Source organism: Mucilaginibacter sediminis (assembly GCF_051903035.1).
Classification (GTDB): Bacteria; Bacteroidota; Bacteroidia; order Sphingobacteriales; family Sphingobacteriaceae; genus Mucilaginibacter.
The window spans coordinates 5,149,745-5,167,130 of record NZ_CP170602.1 but is presented as its reverse complement, the minus strand read 5'-3'; the positions used below and the strand labels follow the sequence as shown (position 1 = coordinate 5,167,130).

General features: G+C 43.1%; 16 protein-coding genes. 2 read left to right on the top strand and 14 right to left on the bottom strand.

Annotated elements, in window-relative coordinates:
• Positions 1-254 precede the first annotated feature (254 nt).
• From ACFGVS_RS21380 to ACFGVS_RS21370, 3 genes are all read right to left on the bottom strand, one after another.
• Positions 255-758 carry a hypothetical protein gene (locus ACFGVS_RS21380; protein WP_439695511.1) on the bottom strand — a complete coding sequence of 168 codons (504 nt, stop codon included), beginning with the start codon at positions 756-758 and terminating at the stop codon, positions 255-257.
• Positions 755-1,336 carry an RNA polymerase sigma factor gene (locus ACFGVS_RS21375; protein WP_090638544.1) on the bottom strand — a complete coding sequence of 194 codons (582 nt, stop codon included), beginning with the start codon at positions 1,334-1,336 and terminating at the stop codon, positions 755-757. The genes ACFGVS_RS21380 and ACFGVS_RS21375 overlap by 4 nt, the downstream gene beginning before the upstream one ends.
• Before the next feature lie 202 nt (positions 1,337-1,538).
• Complete coding sequence (locus tag ACFGVS_RS21370; protein ID WP_090638537.1) at positions 1,539-2,267, bottom strand: zinc metallopeptidase; 729 nt, start codon at positions 2,265-2,267, stop codon at positions 1,539-1,541.
• Positions 2,268-2,520: 253 nt separating this feature from the next.
• Between ACFGVS_RS21370 and ACFGVS_RS21365 the strand changes: the two genes are divergently transcribed.
• A complete protein-coding gene (locus ACFGVS_RS21365; protein ID WP_439695510.1) occupies positions 2,521-3,654 on the top strand; it encodes an NAD(P)/FAD-dependent oxidoreductase in 1,134 nt (377 codons plus the stop codon).
• Between the two features lie 88 nt (positions 3,655-3,742).
• Here the strand turns inward: ACFGVS_RS21365 and ypfJ are convergent, their stop codons facing one another.
• The 9 genes from ypfJ to ACFGVS_RS21320 all read right to left on the bottom strand — a co-directional run bounded on the left by ypfJ (position 3,743) and on the right by ACFGVS_RS21320 (position 13,158).
• Positions 3,743-4,612, bottom strand: coding sequence for a KPN_02809 family neutral zinc metallopeptidase (gene ypfJ, locus ACFGVS_RS21360; RefSeq protein ID WP_439695509.1), 870 nt, complete (start codon positions 4,610-4,612; stop codon positions 3,743-3,745).
• Between the two features lie 205 nt (positions 4,613-4,817).
• On the bottom strand, positions 4,818-5,504 hold the full coding sequence (locus ACFGVS_RS21355; protein ID WP_439695508.1) for an SIMPL domain-containing protein: 687 nt from the start codon (positions 5,502-5,504) through the stop codon (positions 4,818-4,820).
• 205 nt (positions 5,505-5,709) lie between these two features.
• Complete coding sequence (gene efp / locus ACFGVS_RS21350) at positions 5,710-6,273, bottom strand: elongation factor P (protein ID WP_090638517.1); 564 nt, start codon at positions 6,271-6,273, stop codon at positions 5,710-5,712.
• 212 nt (positions 6,274-6,485) lie between these two features.
• Positions 6,486-7,529, bottom strand: a complete 1,044-nt coding sequence (locus ACFGVS_RS21345) for an NAD(P)-dependent alcohol dehydrogenase (RefSeq protein ID WP_090638514.1) — start codon at positions 7,527-7,529, stop codon at positions 6,486-6,488.
• Between the two features lie 196 nt (positions 7,530-7,725).
• On the bottom strand, positions 7,726-8,346 hold the full coding sequence (locus ACFGVS_RS21340) for an ABC transporter ATP-binding protein (protein WP_090638511.1): 621 nt from the start codon (positions 8,344-8,346) through the stop codon (positions 7,726-7,728).
• Between the two features lie 106 nt (positions 8,347-8,452).
• Complete coding sequence (gene lpxA / locus ACFGVS_RS21335; RefSeq protein WP_090638506.1) at positions 8,453-9,238, bottom strand: acyl-ACP--UDP-N-acetylglucosamine O-acyltransferase; 786 nt, start codon at positions 9,236-9,238, stop codon at positions 8,453-8,455.
• A complete protein-coding gene (locus tag ACFGVS_RS21330; RefSeq protein WP_090641564.1) occupies positions 9,235-10,641 on the bottom strand; it encodes a bifunctional UDP-3-O-[3-hydroxymyristoyl] N-acetylglucosamine deacetylase/3-hydroxyacyl-ACP dehydratase in 1,407 nt (468 codons plus the stop codon). Before ACFGVS_RS21330 ends, lpxA begins: the two co-directional genes overlap by 4 nt.
• A 128-nt stretch (positions 10,642-10,769) precedes the next feature.
• On the bottom strand, positions 10,770-11,813 hold the full coding sequence (gene lpxD, locus ACFGVS_RS21325) for a UDP-3-O-(3-hydroxymyristoyl)glucosamine N-acyltransferase (protein WP_274210993.1): 1,044 nt from the start codon (positions 11,811-11,813) through the stop codon (positions 10,770-10,772).
• A 118-nt stretch (positions 11,814-11,931) separates the two neighbouring features.
• Positions 11,932-13,158 carry an HD domain-containing protein gene (locus ACFGVS_RS21320; protein WP_439695507.1) on the bottom strand — a complete coding sequence of 409 codons (1,227 nt, stop codon included), beginning with the start codon at positions 13,156-13,158 and terminating at the stop codon, positions 11,932-11,934.
• Positions 13,159-13,429: 271 nt separating this feature from the next.
• On the opposite strand from ACFGVS_RS21320, the gene ACFGVS_RS21315 reads away from it, so the two are divergent.
• Positions 13,430-14,983, top strand: coding sequence for a bifunctional response regulator/alkaline phosphatase family protein (locus tag ACFGVS_RS21315; RefSeq protein WP_147054524.1), 1,554 nt, complete (start codon positions 13,430-13,432; stop codon positions 14,981-14,983).
• A 151-nt stretch (positions 14,984-15,134) separates the two neighbouring features.
• Here the strand turns inward: ACFGVS_RS21315 and ACFGVS_RS21310 are convergent, their stop codons facing one another.
• Both ACFGVS_RS21310 and ACFGVS_RS21305 read right to left on the bottom strand, forming a co-directional pair.
• The gene (locus ACFGVS_RS21310; protein ID WP_090638488.1) at positions 15,135-15,815 is read right to left on the bottom strand and encodes an OmpA family protein; all 681 of its coding nucleotides are present in this window, start codon (positions 15,813-15,815) and stop codon (positions 15,135-15,137) included.
• Between the two features lie 232 nt (positions 15,816-16,047).
• Positions 16,048-17,382: a sensor histidine kinase gene (locus ACFGVS_RS21305; RefSeq protein ID WP_090638484.1), complete on the bottom strand. Its 1,335-nt coding sequence runs from the start codon at positions 17,380-17,382 to the stop codon at positions 16,048-16,050.
• Positions 17,383-17,386 lie beyond the last annotated feature (4 nt).

Below are 17,386 nucleotides of genomic sequence, written 5' to 3'. Positions count from 1 at the left end.
AAAATAAAAGCCGCCCAGACCTTGCGTCGGGCGACTTTCAACCTAAACCTTATCACAATTAAACCGGTAAGGATTACCAGTTCATATATACCTGTACAATTACTATACCAAAAATTAAAACTTCGTAAATTTTTTTAGCAAGTTGGCATTATATGCCTATACGAGTTAAAAACGGTGGTTAAAAAATAAATATCAATTAAAAAAAAGCCGGTATTAGTTAATTGTAAACTTTTGCGTACTACATGGTAAACACTTTAGGCCTGTTTTGTCGGTTTTTTTCTACGCAAATAACTGTCTGATAAAAATAAGGCCAATACAACGTCAAACATGATAAACCATTTAAATACCGGGCTGGTAAAAATATTGGCGGCATTTGGCAGTTTTATAGCAGCCGGCAGTTTAACTTTAACATCAAAAGCCGAAAGCTGCGAATGAGTGTTGGCAAAAGCGAACACCAGCAAAGCCAATATGGTAAAAATAAAGAAAACAGCTATGCCCATAATAATACGTTTATCAATAGCCGCTTTAAGTGGCTGTCGCGCGTTTTCGGTACGGATGGTTTCCATCACGTTATACGTAAATGCCATTGATGGTTCGTCAAGCTCCATGGCTGCAAATTCCAGGTTTAGCTGCATCAGTTCCTGGTATTTTTTGTTATAGGCCTCATCCTGCTCAATAAGGCGGGCAATGGCATCCTGCCCGGCCGGCGTGCAGTTGCCGTCAATGTAGTTCCAGAGTTCTTCTTCTATGGTATTCATATCAGTTCTTTAACCTCATGTTTTAAATTACGCTCCAGCTTATCTTTCAAACGCTGGCGCGCCCTGAATAGTTTTACCTTAACCGTATTGGCTTCCATACCCAAAGTTTGGGCTATTTCTTCCAGTGATTGCTCGCCTTTATAAAACAAGGTTATAATGGTAGCATCATCGGGCAGTAACTGCGCTATGGCCTGATTAAGGTAAAACGATCTCGATTTATTCTCTACGTTGTATACATCATAAGCCGACTCGTTGTTTTCAACCTGTATAAAGGTAGCCTCATCATCTATCGAATCGGTTGCTACTCTTTTCTTTCGTAAAAATGTCATAGCTGTATTATACACAATAGTGTACAGCCATGTACTGAATTTTGATTGGCCGCCGTATGTTGCCAGCGCGCGGTACGCCTTTATAAAACAGTCCTGCGCAATCTCTTCAGCATCCTCGCGATTTTTTGAAAAACGCAAAGCAAGTGTAAAAACAAACCGCTGGTGCCGCTTCACCAGGTCGGCATATGCCGATTGGTTACCCGCCAGTGTTTGTTCAATAAGATCGATATCTGAAAGCTTGCTTTGCATGTGTTACAACCTCTCTGACAACAAGACTTTTACTTAGGTTACAGTAAGGTAGGAAAAAATGTGCAGATTCCAGATGTGCAGATTTCAGATTCGCTAAAAAGGGCGCCAAGCAAAAGGCCCTCCATGTATGGAAGGCCTCTTTTGCTTTCATCATCTGCATATCTGAAATCTGCATATCTGCACATCAAGGCCCTTCGGGCCTTTAATTCCGCCTGTTAAACAAAAACGAAGCGTAATAAAGCAATGTTGCCAGCGAGCTAAGCGCGGCTACAACGTAGGTCATGGCCGCCCACCAAAGGGCGTCTTTAGCCTGTTCATGCTCCTCTGTAGTTTGTACAATACTATAGTTATTGTTAAGCCAGGCCAGTGCGCGGCGGCTGGCATCAAACTCTACCGGCAGGGTTATAAAGCTAAAAAAAGTAACCAATGCCAGTGCGGCCACACCTATGGCCAATACAAATGGATTGTGCGAAAAAATGAGCAGCATTACACCAATAAGCAGTGTCCATTGTGTTAGCGTTGATGCAATGTTAATAACCGGTACCATAGCCGACCGGAAACTAAGCCACGCATAAGCCTGGGCATGTTGTACCGCGTGGCCACACTCGTGGGCGGCAACGGCAGCCGCGGCAACGCTGCGGCTGTAAAAAACATCCTGGCTCAGGTTAACGGTTTTGGTTTCGGGGTTATAATGATCGGTAAGCTGGCCTTCAACGCATATTACCTGTACATCAAATATGCCGTGGGCGCGCAGCATTTTAACCGCTACCTCTTGGCCCGACAGGCCGGATAGCAAACCAACTTCTGAGTAGTGTTTAAATTTACTCTTAAAACGCCACTGTACTATAAAGCTAACAATGGCAACCAGGATCATCAGGAACCAGGCAGAGTTATATCCAATATAGGCTGTTATAAACGATAAGTGATTCATTTGTTAAGTCAAAATTAAAAAGTCAAAATTCAAAAATGATTGGCATGCGGTAGGCCGCTTAAGCTTAATGTGTATACGTACTTTCACATGCATTTATAACTTATCACATTCAAAAACCATTCCGTACCAAATACGCATGTTAAAAAGTAATGCCCACAGAGATAGGTTTTGATTTTTGAATTTTTCACAATGTGTTTATTTTTTTTATGGTGTTCAAGAGTGCTGCGCAATTTTTACTTTTGAATTAAAAAAAATGTTTTCCTACTGGGAGCGAACTTCTTTTATTGATAACGCCGATATAATTATTATCGGCAGCGGCCTGGTGGGTTTAAGTGCCGCCCTGCATTTAAAAAAACAACAGCCATTGCTTAAAGTACTGGTGCTTGAGCGCGGCTTTTTACCAAGCGGGGCCAGTACTAAAAACGCTGGCTTTGCCTGTTTTGGTACAGTTAGCGAGCAAATTGAGGTAATAAACCGCTCGTCAGAAGCAGAAGCTATGCATTTGGTTGATTACAAATGGCGAGGCCTGCAGCGCCTGCGGCAAAACCTTGGCGATAAGAATATCGACTACCATCAACACGGCGGGCACGAGCTGTTTATGGTTGATGAACCCCAGGCCGCAAACATAGCTTTGGATAAGGTTGATCATCTCAATAAATTATTGCAGCCAATTATCGGAACAACTGACATTTATGCAGTTGCGAATGAAAAAATTGCAGATTTTGGCTTCAATAATGTGGCCAACATAATTTATAACCACTTTGAAGGCCAGATTGACACCGGTAAAATGATGCGGACGTTATTGTATAAAGTGTATGAGTTGGGAGTGCTGGTTTTAAATAACGTACAGGTATTGGCAATTGAGCACGAGGCCGCTTGCGTTAGGCTGCAAACTACACAGGGTAGCTTTAAAGCAGGCAAGGTAATACTGGCAACAAATGCATTTGCCAGCCAACTGTATCCGGAATTGGATGTAGTGCCCGGCAGGGGCCAGGTATTGGTTACAAAACCTGTAGATGGATTAAAACTGAAGGGCACTTATCATTTTAATGAAGGGTACTATTATTTCAGGAACATTGATAACCGTGTGCTGTTTGGCGGTGGCCGCAACCTGAATTATAAGGCCGAAGAAACCTGGGAGTTTGGGCATACAGATGAGGTTAAGGAAAAACTCTTTTCCTATTTGGCCGAAGTTATCCTCCCCGATCAAAAAACCGAGGTTGATTACTGGTGGAGCGGCATCATGGGCTTCGGCGAGCAATTAAGCCCTATAGTGAAAGCGATACAACCCCATGTTTTCTGCGCCGTACGTTGTAACGGTATGGGCGTAGCTATGGGAAGTTTGGTAGGCGAGGAAGTAGCAGAACTGGTGTTACGCGATATTTAAGGCTTGTAACCACAAGTTCAAATTCAATCAAATTGGGATCTGCACCAATGACCAATGACGCGCAGCAAATGACCGCGCAGCGAAGTGACTAATTAGCCAGAAAAGCGTACCTGTCATCGGCAAATGTGTTGCCTTGTTTTACATCGCCTGTTTCATAGCCTTTTTTAAACCAGTACACACGCTGGGCGCTGGTTCCGTGGGTAAAGCTATCGGGTTCCACATGTCCCTGGCTTTGTTTTTGCAAGCGGTCGTCGCCAATGGCGTTAGCGGCGTTCAGGGCATCTTCTATATCTTTTTCGTTAATTACTTTGTTGATGCTTTGCTCATAATGGGCCCAAACACCCGCATAAAAATCGGCCTGCAGCTCCAGCTTTACCGACAGTTTATTGTATTCACGTTGGCTCATCCGGCTGCGGGCCTGGTCCATTTTTGCACTTACACCCAGCAGGTTTTGCACATGGTGCCCCACTTCGTGCGCTATCACGTAGGCATTGGCAAAGTCGCCACCGGCGCCAAAACGCGTTTTAAGTTCATCGTAAAAACTTAAATCGATATATACTTTGGCATCGCCGGGGCAGTAAAACGGCCCTGTTGCCGAGCTGGCGTTACCGCAGGCCGATTGCACATAATCGGTAAATAAAACCAGTTTAGGATCCTGGTACTGCCGGCCCATATCGTTAAATAGTTTGCCCCAGATATCTTCAGTATCCTTAAGTACCACGCGTACAAATTTTTTACCGTTGTCTTCAGGTGCATTTGGGTTTTGCGATTGTTCGGTTTGCTGTTGCTGGTCGCCGCCGCTCTGGTTAAGCAGCTGCGATGGGTTAATCCCGGTAAACATATAAATTACAGCCCCTATCAGGCCCAGGATCCCGCCGCCAATTGCTATACCGCGACCGCCGCCGCTGCCACGCTGATCTTCTACATTATCGCTTTCGCCCCTGCCAAACCATTGCATAATTTTGTGATTTTTTTTAGGGGTAACATTTTATTGCGGGATAATGTTTGCGTGCGTTGTATTTACAACAAATCATTAATCTTCTGACCCCATCCCTTTAATGGCTTCATTTTCGTGAAACCAGTTTCAAAATAAAAGGCCATCCTTAAAACTTAGGACGACCTTTTATTTGTTCAAAAAACTCCCTTTCAGGGGCACCGGGGGCTTACTTTATCTCAAACACCGCATTTATCTGCAGGCTGATCTTGATCTTTTTAAAGTCGATGTCGGATTGGGGGGCATCGGCAACGGCAGCTTTATACATCATAGTGTTGTATTGGCGTGGCTGAGGGAAACTGCTGTTATCGGTTTCGATAATATTGAGCACGTCGCCCAGTTTGTTGCCGAGTCCGCTGAGTAAAAAGGACGCCTTATCCCGGGCGGAGAGCAGGGCTTTAAGCTTCAGCTCGTTTTTCAGCCCGTTTATTTTTGAATAATCGTAGCTATCGATGTTGGTTGATTGAATTCCTTTGGGATCTATTTTAGATACAATCTGGTTAAACTTGTTCAGGTCTTTTATCCGCAGTCCATATTGTTTGCCGGCTAAAAAATCGGGCTGTCTCTTTTTTTGGACGGCGTTATTCCAGGCCGAAACATTGTTGACGGTAAAATCGGCCGCCGGTATGCCCGCATCCTTAACCGCTTTTTCAAGCTGATCTTCAAGGTCCGAGATCTGGATGTGTTTTTTACCATCCATATATTCCTGCAGCGATATCGTAACGTTGATAATATCAGGGGTAACTTCCTGCTCGGCCAGGCCGGTAACTTCAATTTTTCGGCGCAAATCAACAGCCTGCGCAAAGGCTCCGTAAGTAAATGTTAGCAGGGTAGCAATGATGAATAGCTTCTTCATGGTGTAATGTGTATATGGTTATTTTTGTTTGTATGACTGTAATGACGGGCAAATAGTTTAATATGTAACAGCCCGGGCTATTTAAATGTTAGCACGCCCGGTTAAAAAACAACAAAGCCCGGTCTTTCGATACGGGCTTTGTTGTTAAAAATATATTTTATAATAAGATACAAAATAGAAAGATCCCATTCATGGGACGGGTGGGCTACGCTTTCACGCGCTCCACATACGTTCCGGTAGCGGTATCAACTTTTACCTTATCGCCAATGTTAATGAAAAGAGGCACACGAATCTCGGCACCGGTTTCTACCGTGGCATTCTTTTGGGCACCACTCGAGGTATCACCTTTAACGGCAGGCTCGGTATAGGTAATTTCCAACTCGGCTGATCCCGGGATTGAACCCATGATTGGCTCATCGCTTTCAAAGGCAACAATAACGTTCATTCCCTCTTTTAAGAACTTAACCGCCGGGCCAAATAAAGCTTTGGGCACGTTATGCTGATCGTAAGTGGCGTTATCCATTACTACTAATGAATCGCCATCCTCATATAAATATTGATAATCGTTGGTTTCAACACGGGCTATATCAACCTCCTCGTCGGTACGAAAACGGTATTCAACTAATTTTCCGGATTTTACGTTACGCATACGGGCCTGGTAAAATGCGCGCAAGTTACCTGGTGTACGGTGCAAAAACTCTTCTACCTGCACTAACTCGCCGTTAAAGCGAAGCACATTTCCATTTTTAACATCTGATGCTTTGGCCATAAAATAATATTGAGGCGCAAAATTAGAAATTTGATTTGAGATGTGGAAAAGTAGATGTGAGATATTAGACGTGAGATTTGAGATTTTTGGAGCATGCGAAAAATTTAGGCACTTTTTGGACGAAGGTCCCACCTTGCAATCCTAAAAAATGAGATTTGAAATAACTGCCAAACCCGCAGCTGTCTCAAATCTCACATCTAATAGCTCAAATCTTACAACGTAGCTATATCAATCACGAAACGATACCTCACATCACCCTTTTCCATGCGGGCGTACGCAGTATCAATATCTTTGATGTCTATCATTTCAATATCTGAAACAATTCCGTGTTCGGCACAAAAATCAAGCATTTCCTGGGTTTCGGCAATTCCGCCAATGCCCGATCCGGCAAGGCTTTTACGGCCACCCAACAGGCTAAACGCCTGCACACTGGCAGGCTCTGGTGGTACACCTACGCAAATATGTACGCCATTGGTGCGCAGCAACGACAGGTACATGTTAAAATCATGCGGTGCCGATACGGTATCCAAAATAAAATCAAAAGAGTTTTTGGCAGCTTCAATTTGTTTTGGGTCGCTGGTTACCACAAAATGATGCGCACCTAATGCTTTTGCATCAGCCTCTTTGCCTGGTGATGTGCTCAAAACAGTAACTTCGGCACCAAAAGCAACACCAAATTTAACGCCCATATGGCCCAAGCCGCCCAAACCTAAAACAGCAAGTTTATGGCCTTTACCAACTTTCCAATGCCTTAACGGCGAGTAAGTAGTTATGCCGGCGCACAGTAGCGGCGCTGTGGCGGCAAGGTCAAGTTTGTCAGAAATATGCAGCACAAAATCTTCGTTAACCACAATACTGTTGGAATAACCGCCGTAAGTTGGTGTTTTATGGTCTTGCTCCAGGCCGTTATAAGTTTGCGAGCTGCCGTTTAAGCAATATTGCTCCAAATCCTGTTTACAATTTTCGCAAACCCGGCATGAGTCAACCATGCAACCTGTTCCGGCTAAATCGCCAACTTTGAATTTTTTTACATGGTCGCCAACTTTGACAACCCTGCCAACAATTTCATGACCTGGTACCATCGGGAAAATACCCGGGAACCAATCATTCTTAATCTGGTGCAGGTCGCTGTGGCAAACACCGCAAAATAAAATATCAAATTGCACATCATGAGGCCCAACCTCCCGGCGCTCAAAATCCCATGGGGCAAGATTGGTAGTTGGCGATTGCGCCGCGTATCCTTTAACTGGTATCATAAGTAGTTGTTATTTTTGATTACCTAAAGGTACGGGAATAGAATTGAGATGTTTGATATGAGATTTGAGATTTTGCCGCGGAAGAACCGAATTATGACAATAATGTGTCGAGACAAAAATCGATGTATTCCTAAGAGAGATTTTCGACAAGAACGATTCCGCCTCTTTCTAAAATCTCATATCAAACATCTCAAATCTAATTTTTATAATCCGATATACTCAGCCTATGCTTGCAAAAGCCATACTCGTGCTCCTGGTTGGAGCAAATGATGGTGAGCCGGCCAGTTGCAAAACGCTCAACCAGGCTTAAATACCAGTCAACGCCCTGGGCATCCAGATTTGATGTGGGTTCATCAAGCATCAGCATTGGCGTATCGGAGCAAAAGGCAAGGATCAGTTTAAGGCGTTGTTTCATGCCCGATGAAAAGTAACGAATAAGCTTATGCTCACTTTTTGGCAGATTCAATAATTCGATCAGCTGCTTTTTATCAAGCCCGTTTTTGTAGTTTTTAAATTTGAAATGGAAATCGACCATTTCACTCAGCGTAAACTCCTCAATAACCTCCAAATATGGTGCGGCCAGGCTCAGGTAGTTAAACACCTGCGAAATCTCGATAGGTTTATCCTGGAAAGTATAATTTATTGTGCCGATGGACGGCGACAGGCTCCCGTTTAAAACCTGTAGCAAGGTAGATTTACCCGACCCATTAGGACCAAGAATAGCGTATGATTCGCCGGGAGTGAACGTATGATCAACCCCCCTGAAAATCCAGTCGCGGTTAAAGCGGCGGCCAATGTTGTTGAGGGTGATGGTCATTTGGAAGGTTTTGTCCATAGACCATAGTCGATGGTCGATAGTTGAATTATCATATGTAGAAAAGAAAAAAGAACCATAGACTATCGACTATAGACCATGGACTTTCTTAAGAATTCCCAAACCCCTTCATGATACCTCTTTGCGAGTTTTGCAGGAAGTTGATGATCTCATCGCGTTCAACACTTGGTGTAAACTCTGCTTCAATGATGTCAAGGGCTTTGCTTACGTTATATTTTTTAAGGAACAGGATACGGTAAATCTCCTGGATTTCGGCTATGGTAGCAGCCGAAAATCCCCTGCGGCGTAAGCCTACGGAGTTAATACCCACATAAGATAATGGCTCGCGGCCTGCCTTGGTGAACGGGGGTACATCCTTACGTACCAACGATCCGCCCGAGATCATGCTATGTGCGCCAATCTCTACAAACTGGTGAACGGCCGATGAACCGCCGATGAAAGCATAATCATACACATTAATGTGGCCTGCCAGCTGCACCGCATTGGCAATAATTACGTTATCGCCAATAACACAATCGTGTGCTACGTGTACATACGCCATCAGCAGGCAATTGCTGCCTATGGTGGTGGTATTTTTATCTAAAGCGGTACCACGATTAAGGGTTACGCATTCGCGGATAGTGGTATTATCACCAATAGATACCGTACTTTGCTCGCCCTTGTACTTTAAATCCTGTGGCGGTGCAGAGACTACGGCACCGGGAAAAATACGGCAGTTTTTGCCTATCCGGGCTCCATCCATGATTACGGAGTTGGAACCGATCCAGGTACCCTCGCCAATTTCAACATCCTTGTGGATGGTAACAAAGGGTTCAATCACCACGTTATCGGCAATTTTTGCCTGTGGGTGTATATATGCTAAAGGCTGGATCATGCTTCGTTTCCTTTTACTTTTACAATTTGTGCCATTAACTCGGCCTCAACAACAACCCGGTTACCTACCATACCAACACCCTTCATGGTTGCAATACCACGGCGGATTGGCGCCAGCAGATCGCAAATGTAAATAATGGTGTCGCCCGGCACTACTTTACTTTTAAAGCGCGCGTTCTCGATCTTTAAAAACAGGGTCAGGTAATTTTCCGGGTCGGGTACGGTGTTTAACACCAATATACCGCCCGTTTGTACCATACCTTCAATTTGCAATACGCCTGGGAATATTGGTGCGCCCGGGAAGTGACCTTTAAAAAACTCCTCGTTAATGGTTACGTTTTTAGCCCCTACCACATGGTTTTTGGTCAGTTCCAATATTTTATCAATCATTAAAAAAGGCTGCCTATGCGGCAACAAGCCCATAATCTCAACGGTATCATACACCGGTTTAGCATTGGCATCGTAAACTTTAACCTGTTTACGGCTTTTTTCTTTTTTAATCAGGGTCTTAATTTTTTTAGCAAAGGCTACGTTAGCAGCATGACCGGGGCGGGCAGCCATAATATGGCCTTTAAGCGGCACGCCAACCAAGGCCAAATCACCAATCATATCCAGCAGTTTGTGCCTTGCAGGTTCGTTTTGGTGGCGTAATTCGGCATTGTTTAAAATACCTTGCGGGGCTACGCTGATATCTTTACGGTTAAACAGCTTGGCCAGGTGGGCAAGTTCTTCTTCGTCAACTTCTTTATCAACAACCACGATAGCGTTGTTTAAATCGCCGCCTTTTATCAGGTCATGCTTTAACAGCATTTCAAGCTCGTGCAAAAAGCAAAAGGTACGGCACGATGCAATTTCTTTTTTAAACTCGGTAATGCTCGAGATACTGGCATGCTGGCTACCCAATACCTGTGAGTTGTAATCAACCATACAGGTAAAGCGGTAATCGTCTAAAGGCATGGCAACCATTTCTACCTTACGATCAGGCTCGGAGTAATGGATATTGTAAGGTATGTGGTAATATTCGCGGTCTGCTTCCTGCTCGGTAAAACCTGTTTCGGTTATGATGTCGACAAACTGGATAGAACTGCCATCCATTATAGGCGTTTCCGGGCCATCCATATCAATCAGCACATTATCTATCTCCATACCTACCAAAGCAGCCAATACGTGCTCGACAGTATTCACGGTAGCCCCATTTTGAGAAATGGTAGTGCCACGCGATGTGTCAGTTACATTATCAACGTCGGCATCAATTATTGGCGAGCCTGGTATATCAATCCTCCTGAATTTATAGCCGTGGTTCTCTGGTGCCGGGTTAAAGGTCATGGTTACCCTTTGGCCGGTATGCAGGCCGGTACCCGAAACCGATACAGGTGATTTAATGGTTCTTTGTTTTACATTCATTTCTTTTAGTTCATTGGTTCACTGGTTCATTTGTTCATTGGTGAATAGTTTATTAGTTAAGTTCATTATTTGCCTGCACAAAAGACCAATGAACCAGTGAACTAATGAACCAATGAACGGTTACTGAACTAATGACTGTCCCTCTTTAATTCTGCTATTATTTTTTCTAATTCGTTTATTCTTTTCTCCAATTCGGGAAGGCGGCTTATGACCACGTTTGAACGCATGTTTGCGCTGTATAGCGTAGCCGGCGTACCGGCCCATTTTTTTCCTTCCTCGGCAATAGTTCTGCTAACACCCGACTGTGCCTGGAACTGCGAACGGTTTGCAATGCTGATGTGACCAACCAAACCAACCTGGCCGCCCATAATCACATTCTCGCCGATTTTAGTGCTTCCCGAAATGCCCGCTTGCGCGGCAATTACGGTATTTGCACCTATCTCTACATTATGGGCTATCTGTATCAGGTTATCCAATTTTACGCCTTTGCGTATCACTGTCGATCCCATGGTTGCTCTGTCGATAGTGGTATTTGAACCAACCTCAACATCGTCTTCCAGGATAACGTTACCTATCTGGGCTACTTTAGTATAAGTGCCATCAGGATTAGGGGCAAAACCAAAACCATCGCTTCCAATAACGGCACCGGAGTGTACAATAACATTATCGCCTATCACACAATCAAAATAAACCGTAACGCCCGAAAATAAGGTAACGTTGTTACCAATGGTTACATTATCAGATATGTTAACATTGGGATAAATTTTGCAGTTATCGCCAATTTTTGCGTTAAGGCCGATGTAGGCAAATGCCCCTATGTAAGGCTCGGCGCCAATCTGGGCTGTTGGATGTATAAAGCAAGGTTGCTCGATACCTTTTTTGTTAAGCTTAAACGTGTTGTACTTCTCCAACAATACCGAAAACGCGCTGTAGGCATTCTCAACCCGGATAAGCGTGGCCGTTACCGGGCCGGTAAGTTGTAAATCGTTATTGACAATAACTACAGAGGCATTGGTAGTATATAAATACTGCTCATATTTGGGGTTGGCCAAAAAAGAAAGGCTGCCGGCGGCCCCTTCTTCTATTTTAGCTAACTGACTAACGGTAACCGAAGGGTCACCTTCCACCGTTCCGTTAAGCAGAAAACTTATATCCTGGGCAGTAAATTGCATCGACAAATTTAAATGTTATAATTAAAGCAGCAAATATTAATTGTGAGTGGTGAGCGGTGAGTAGTGAATGGTTAGGAAAATCATTGTCAACCATTCACTACTCACCGCTCTCCACTCACTAAATCAGTTCCTTACTATAGCAAAGTATGTATTTTTTTACGGTTTTTGCTAATGCCTCTAAATTAGAGTTGTCGCTGGCCGTTGTAATGTCATGTACATGGCCATCTTTCATCAATATGCCTATGTTGCCATCGCCGGCGGTATAGGCATTATTACGTATGGATGTAGTAAAAACAAAGTATCCGGCATCCTGCTCGCTTATGCTGTATTTTTTCATCGCCTTTTTTATAAGGGAGTTTACAAACTCCTTATCGGGGCGCTTATTGCTTATATCTACATGATACAACTTACGCTGCACCAGGTTTTGCGCCAGGGTTGATAGTATAAAATCGTTATGCCCCGCCCAAACTTTTACTGCTGCCATAATATCGGTATCATCCAAACAGGCAAAAGTTTCCAGGTGATGGTCCTGGTTCATGAAAGTATCTCTGCTGATACCTCCTTTTATAAAATGTTTTAACGCGGGTGTTGCAAACAGGTCGTCGCCTTTCAGGGTAAGCTCGCGGCAGCGTTTAAATATCTTCACCAACAACTCTTCGCCGGCAATTACGGTTTTGTGCAGGTAAACCTGCCAGTACATCAACCTGCGGGCAATTAAAAATTTTTCTATCGAGTAAATGCCCTTCGCATCAACTACAATATGATCGTCCTTAACATTCAACATTTTGATGATCCGTTCGGAGCTGATCACCCCTTCGGATACACCGGTAAAAAAGCTATCGCGGTTAAGATAATCCAACCTGTCCATATCCAACTGGCTTGATACCAGCTGATGCAGAAATTTACGGGGGAAAGTATTGTTAAATATACTTATAGCCATGGTTAAACGGCCATTAAACTGCTGGTTGAGTTTGTTCATCAGCATAGATGAGATATCCTCATGATCAATCCCCTCAATAATGGTACGCTCCAGGGCGTGCGAGAATGGACCATGGCCAATATCGTGCAGCAATATAGCAATGGTAACCGCCTCTTCTTCTTCGTCGCTTATATTGTGGCCTTTGTTGCGCAGGGTTTCTATAGCGGTGTCCATCAGGTACATGGCGCCCAAGGCATGATGAAAACGGGTGTGCAGCGCGCCGGGATAAACCAGATGCGTCATCCCCAATTGCTTAATGTACCTTAACCGCTGAAAGTAAGGGTGTTCAATCAGGTCGAATATCAGTTCGGTTGGAATGCTGATAAAACCGTAAACCGGATCGTTTATTATTTTCTTTTTGTTCAATGGATTAAGTAAAGTGCAAAAATGTAAAACAAAGGTAAAATAAGCCGGTGATGTTTGTTAAATTTTGTTAATACCTTTACTAATCAACAACAAAAGCGTCTCTTTGGGGTTTACTGTCTGAATCAGAATTGCCAGAATTTAAGAAGTAACAGAATATAACTGATTAAAAACAGGATATTTGGCTTAACTTAATCTTATTCGCCAAATTCAATAATTCTGAAAATTCTCAAAGCCTGAAAATTCTGATTCAGAATATTTTAATCCAGATACTATGCAAGATACCACCATTTTATGGGCTGATGACGAAATTGACCTGTTACGACCACACATATTGTTCTTAAGCGAAAAAGGCTATAAAGTTACCACCGTAACCAATGGCAACGATGCTGTTGATACTTTCAAAAGCGGCTATTTCGACCTTGTTTTTTTAGACGAGAATATGCCGGGCCTTACCGGGCTGGAAACACTGCAGCAAATAAAAAACATCAATAATGATGTGCCTATTGTACTGATAACCAAAAACGAAGAAGAATATTTGATGGAAGATGCCATCGGCTCAAAAATAGATGATTACCTGATTAAGCCGGTTCACCCCAAACAAATACTGCTTACCATTAAAAAGCTAACGGAAAATAAACGCCTGGTAACCGAAAAAACTACTATGGCCTATCAAATGGACTTCCGCACGCTGGGCATGACGCTGAACGATAACCTGAGCCATCAGGAATGGGTTGACGTTTATAAAAAACTCATTTATTGGGAGCTGGAACTGGAAAAACTGGAAGATGCAGGCATGCACGAGATTTTGACCATGCAAAAGGCCGAAGCCAACATGCAGTTTTGCAAGTTTATTGAGCGTAATTATTTAAACTGGATAAAAAACCCCGATTCGGCACCTACAAGTTCGCCGCAGTTGTTTAAAAAGAAAGTGTTCCCCAAAATGGATGGCAAAGGGCCGCTGTTTTTTATATTGATAGATAACCTTCGTTACGATCAGTTTAAGATCATCAACCCTATCATCTCCGAATATTTCAGGATGGAGGAAGAGGATACTTACTACAGTATTTTACCTACAGCAACCCAATACGCCCGTAATTCTATTTTTAGCGGCCTTATGCCTTTAGATATGGAAAAACGTTACCCGCAAATGTGGCAAAACGACGAGGACGAAGGGGGCAAAAACCTTTACGAATCGGAATTTGTTGCCGATCATTTGAAACGTGTGTTACGCCGCGACTGCAAATACTCGTACCATAAAATTTTGAATATCGACGAAGGCCGTGCGCTGAATGAGTCGGTTAGCAACCTGATGAACAACGAACTGAATGTGGTTGTTTACAACTTTGTTGATATGCTATCGCACGCCCGTACCGATATGCAGATGATACGCGAGCTGGCAAGTGATGATGCGGCCTACCGGTCATTAACACTCTCGTGGTTTGAGCATTCGCCCCTGTTTGATCTGTTGAAGTTTTTGGCCCAGAAACAGGTTAGGGTGATTATTACTACAGACCACGGTACCATCCGCGTAAAAAACCCAAGCAAAATTGTTGGCGACAGGAATACCAATACCAATTTACGTTACAAACAAGGCAAAAACCTGAACTATAACGCCAAAGAAGTGTTCCACATCCGCAATCCGCACGATGCTATGTTGCCCAAGCTGCACTTAAGCTCGAGCTTTGTATTTGCCAAGGAGGATAGTTATTTTGTGTACCCGAACAACTACAATCATTTTGTTAACTTTTATAACGAAACCTTCCAGCACGGGGGAATTTCGTTGGAAGAGATGATCATTCCGATAGTAACTTACGGGCCGAAGTAGGAAGTCAGCTACTCCCCCCAGTGCCTTTGGTTAACCCTTGCATTGGAGAGGTATTCACCCTATAGTTTGCGCCCGTGCCGGGCGTACCAAAAAAGAAAAACCTGGTCGCAAAGGCCAGGTTTTTCTTTTTAACTCTATCTTAACTATTATATTATTGAGCCGATTGTTTGGCTTGGTTTTTCATTGTTGAGTTGGCAACAATTACAATTTCCACCCTGCGGTTTTTTGAACGTCCATCAACTGTTGTGTTATCGGCAATTGGCTCTGTTTCACCTTTGCCCGAAGTTTGTAAGCGTGATGCAGGAACATTTTGGGCCGCGATGTACGATTTTACAGCTTGAGCCCTTTGAATGGATAAATCCATATTATGCGCGTCGCTTCCTGTATTATCTGTATGGCCAACAATTAAAATATTAGTTTCGGGGTTATTTTGAAGCGATACAGCCAGTTTTTGCAAATTGCTTTGCGCTTCGGCTTTTAAAGCCGATTTGTCGGTATCAAATAAAATGCCCGAGTCAAATTTCACCAGGATACCTTCGCCTTCGCGGGTTACGGTAGCGCCGGGAACTGTTTGTTTAATTTCTGCAGCTTGCCTATCCATATTTCGGCCAATAAATGCGCCTGCGGTACCACCAACGGCGCCACCAATAATAGCACCTAAAGCAGTGTTACCCGCAGCCTTACCAATAAAAGCGCCTACAGTACCACCGGCACCAGCGCCAATAGCAGCCCCTTTTTGTGTTTTGGTTAATGAATTACAGCCCGAGCCTAATATTCCAACCGTAGCTAATGCTAAACTGAAAGTTGCTACCTTAATTTTTAGAGATTTCATAATAATAATATGTATATATATACTTCCGTTTGCAAAGCAGGTGCCAAAAGCAAAATTGGCATAAATTGGCTGCCAATAAAGACAAATACACACTACTGCTTTATTTTATTAACAATTACGAAAGTAGCGATTTGAAAAATGATTATTGTTTAGCCTTAATCTAATAGGCTGACTAATTTTTAGTACATAAATGTAAAATTCCCGATACAACAAGAGGAATGCGAAGAGCAGATCAACCAACAATTATCAATGTAGCCGGAAAAATGAGCTTAAAAGTACTACCTACATCTTTTTCGGATACTACGTCAACTTCGATATTGTGGAAGCCGGCTATAGATTTTACTATGGGCAGGCCCAGGCCAAAGCTATCCTGCTGCAGCGATTGGCGGAATTTTTTAAAGCGGTTAAATATCAGAGGCAGCGCTTCGGCATCTATTCCTATCCCGGTATCGGTTATGCTTATTATAAATTTATCATGTACGGCCACTGCCGCAACCCTGATGCTGCCATCCTCGCGGTTATATTTTATAGCATTGTTAATCAGGTTAAAAAACAGGTTAAAAAGCAGGAACTTATTAATGTTTACCATATACCAGTTATCGGGCACCGAAACTTCATAGCTTATGTTTTTATCCTGCAGGCGAATGGAGATTTCGTCATAAACATCCTGCAACAACTCACTTACTGAAACTCTATCTTCTTTTAAAAATTGCTCATTCTCAATTTGCGATATCAGGAGCAGGGTTTTAGTGATGCTTTTGAGCCGGTTAAGAATTTTTTGCATCTCCAGCAAACGTACTTTTAACTCGTCATTTATATCTTCCTCCTCAAACATGTTTTCAATTTTCGACTGAAGGATAGATATCGGGGTCATCAGTTCATGCGATGCGTTGGAGATAAATTCGCGTTCTTTATGAAATTTATCGGCAATAGTCTCAATCATATTGTGGATGCTCAGGTCAAGATGCTCAAAATCCGATGTAGTGGTGCGCACCTTTCGGTACGACTGGAAATTTGGGAACCTTTGGCCTACAAGCTTGGTTTTAATAATGATGCGTAATGGTTTAAGCACATAATTGGAGTAAACCTGGTCGGCAAGTACGGTGAGCAATATCATGCCTAATAATACCTGGAAAGCCAGGTTTTGCAGGGGGATGCTGGTTTCATCAAGAGTATCAACGCTTTTGCCAATTTCCAGGAGGTAATTTTTGTTTTTTACCTTAAAAGTATGGCTCAATATCCGGTACTCAAGCGTGTCGCCCTCGCTAAAAAGACGTTTACCACGTTGAATGGTATCTAAAAAATACTTTGGGTCAACCTCATCAAGGCTTATGTATTCATCTTTAAGCGGGAGGTAACTTCCATAGCCTTCGCCGTTTACTATATAAGTTTCAATGCCCTGGCTTTTAACAATTTGCAGCAGTTTGTTTTTTTGTTTTATCAGCTTACTATCAACGTAACTGCTACTTATATTTTTAATCAATACGGGCACAAGCAATACAAAAAGTATCACAATCACCAGTTTTGATATGGCATTAAAAAGTGTAAGTTTTGTTCTTAATTTCAAATAA